At 48.1% G+C, this 1,904-nt stretch carries 3 protein-coding genes; 2 read left to right on the top strand and 1 reads right to left on the bottom strand.

Annotated features, from left to right (window positions below):
- The coding region (locus ACWA6V_RS21080) for an RNA polymerase sigma factor (protein ID WP_449524321.1) at positions 1-943 on the top strand (943 nt) is incomplete at its 5' end.
- 136 nt (positions 944-1,079) lie between these two features.
- Positions 1,080-1,421, top strand: a complete 342-nt coding sequence (locus tag ACWA6V_RS21085) for a hypothetical protein (RefSeq protein ID WP_449524322.1) — start codon at positions 1,080-1,082, stop codon at positions 1,419-1,421.
- A 27-nt stretch (positions 1,422-1,448) separates the two neighbouring features.
- Here the strand turns inward: ACWA6V_RS21085 and ACWA6V_RS21090 are convergent, their stop codons facing one another.
- Positions 1,449-1,796, bottom strand: a complete 348-nt coding sequence (locus tag ACWA6V_RS21090; RefSeq protein WP_449524323.1) for a sulfatase-like hydrolase/transferase — start codon at positions 1,794-1,796, stop codon at positions 1,449-1,451.
- Positions 1,797-1,904: the final 108 nt, after the last annotated feature.

Raw genomic sequence — 1,904 nt, forward strand, 5'->3', positions numbered from 1 at the left:
GTCTGATGAGCATATCGAAGACGACCAATTGCGCCTTATCTTTACCTGCTGTCACCCGAGCCTCGCGCCCGAAGCGCAGCTTGCACTTACCTTGCGCGAAATTTGCGGGTTGACGACTGAGGCTATTGCGCGTGCATTTTTAATCTCGCCCAGCACGCTGGCACAACGCATCGTGCGCGCGAAAAATAAAATCCGCGATGCAAAAATCCCCTACGAAATTCCCGCGCGCAGCGAATTACCCGAGCGCTTGGACGCAGTGCTGCATGTGATTTATCTGGTATTTAACGAGGGTTATTCAGCGTCATCGGGCACAGAATTAATTCGCCAGGAGTTAGCGCAGGAGGCGATCCGCCTCGGGCGCCTGCTCGCCACGTTATTGCCCGACCCGGAAGTGCTTGGCCTGCTCGCATTAATGCTGCTCCAGGATTCGCGCCGCAGTGCACGCATTGATGGCAACGGGGACTTGATCCGGCTGGAAGACCAGGACAGAACCTTGTGGGATCGCGATCAAATCGCTGAAGGCTCGGCATTAATCCAACGCGCATTAAGCAGCGGCAGTGCCGATATTTACTGTCTGCAAGCCGCCATAGCCGCACTGCACGCTGACGCACCCAGTTTTGCACAAACCGACTGGCAGGAAATTGTCGGTTTTTACGATCTACTACTCTACCGTAACCCCTCGCCTATTATCGAACTCAACCGCGCCGTCGCCATTGCCCTGCGCGATGGCCCAGCCGCAGGCTTAAGCCTGCTCGACGACTTGCTCGCACGCCAACAGCTCACCGATTACTACCTGCTCCATGCCGCACGCGCCGATTTGCTCGCACAATTAGGGGAACTTGACGCCGCTACCGCTGCCTATGCCAAGGCACTGGAATTAACCGGACAGGAACCCGAGCGGCGGTTTTTGCACAACAAGATGACCAGTTTGAAACGGTTATGATCCCTGCTTAGCTAAAACACCCGTAAAAAGTCGGCCCTTTTAAGATTCACGTAAGAATTGGTCGATAAAATCCAGCGCAATGTCCATTTAACACGCCTGTTAAATATTCCGCTTATCATTGCCGTGGGTGATCACCGTGTACAACTTCACTGCGCCGCTGTTTGAAATAGCCCCCTATGCTACCTTTTGCATATTGCTGCTTATGATATTTCCCACCCTCTATTTGCGCAGCCAGATCCTCAAATACGCCGAAAAAAACCTGCCCCAATGTTTTACGGAATTCAAACTTTATGAAGAACAATTAGAAGATACGACAAGCCTGGCGCTATACCGCTACATCATGTCCAATACATTTCAACAGACCAATGACCCGGTTTTTATCGCCCTGTGCCAGCGTTATGTCCGCTGGGCGCAGTTATTTATTTTGTTTTTTGTCGCCGCGATTATGGATATAAGCATTATTGAAAAGCTGTTGTAGTCAAAAAATCGGTCTATTTTATCGGATTTAATAATCAACATTCCTGCACACAACCAGAATATCCAGATTAGTTTGGTAAACCTGCGTTTGTATATTTAACATGCCCAACACAGTGTGAAACAGATTGTCATGCGAATAGCTATTTTTGATCATCGATTTTAAACACTGGGTGTTCACGTGATTAGCTGCCGAGTATTCCTCTGAGAGCCACATGAAAAAAGGAACCTCCTTTTGCTCTTTGGGTGCAATCGAATAAGGCATGCCATGCAGGTATAAACCATTTTCACCCAAGGATTCGCCATGATCAGACAAATAAATTAACGAGGTGTTGTACTCTGCATTTTTCGTCTTGAGCCATTCAATCGTCTTATTCAAAAAGTAGTCTGTCTAGTGAATGGTATTATCAAATGCATTCACAACCTCTTCCTTTGTACAATCCTCCAATTGATTTCTTTTACAAACTGGACTAGAAACTTTTTTGAT

This window comes from Cellvibrio sp. (genome assembly GCF_053579595.1).